This is a genomic window from Bartonella sp. OD88NMGDW (genome assembly GCF_042193775.1).
In the GTDB taxonomy this organism is placed as follows: domain Bacteria; phylum Pseudomonadota; class Alphaproteobacteria; order Rhizobiales; family Rhizobiaceae; genus Bartonella; species Bartonella grahamii.
Window position 1 is genome coordinate 1 of sequence record NZ_JBHIMA010000075.1, and the last position, 725, is coordinate 725.

General features: G+C 45.9%; 1 protein-coding gene. It reads left to right on the top strand.

All coding sequences use genetic code 11. The features are described 5' to 3' along the window. A partial coding sequence (locus ACFIJR_RS09170; RefSeq protein WP_375654085.1) for a phage tail sheath family protein occupies nt 1-694 on the top strand: 694 nt, incomplete at its 5' end. Nucleotides 695-725: the final 31 nt, after the last annotated feature.

The following is a 725-nucleotide window of genomic DNA, read 5'->3' on the forward strand; positions in this document are numbered from 1 at the left end:
TGATGGGGGTGTTAGTGTTAAACCCGCAAGTCCTTTTGCTGCCGCCATGTTTATCAAACGTGATAAGCAAAGGGGTGGTGTTTTTTGGTCTCCCTCCAACCAAGATGTTAAAGGCATTTTAGGTACGGCGCGCCCCATTAGCTATTTTGATGGCGAAATCGATCATGAGGCAAATCGCCTCAACCAAGCCGATATTGCTACCTTTATTCCAGCACGACTTAGTCAAAATGCGCATGGAAAAATTGCTGCCAATGGACGTATTTTATGGGGGAATCATACCACCTCTAGTGATCCACTCTGGCGTTTTGTCAATGTGGTGCGCACCCGTGCAGCTTTGGAAAAAACGATCATCAACAATTTCCGCCCTTGGGCGAATGATGAGAATCTGACCGGTCAACATGTTATTGCCATTACCCGCAGCCTCACGCAGTTTCTTGATGATATGATTGCGCGTGGAGCGCTTTTGGGTGGGCGGGTTTGGTTTGACCGCGATTTAAATTCCAACAGCACTTTACAATTGGGAAAATTGCGGGTCGAGTTTGATGCAGAAGAAGTGCCACCCTTAGAAGATTTGAGTTTCGGCAGCCGGCGCAATAGCGCTTATTTTGACCGTTTGGCGCAAGATATCCAAAAGAAAATGACTTATCAATTTGGCGATACGTTTGAAACTTATCGTAAAGCAGCAAGGAGTTAAAGCATGACTTTACGCATTGTACGCGGTTTTA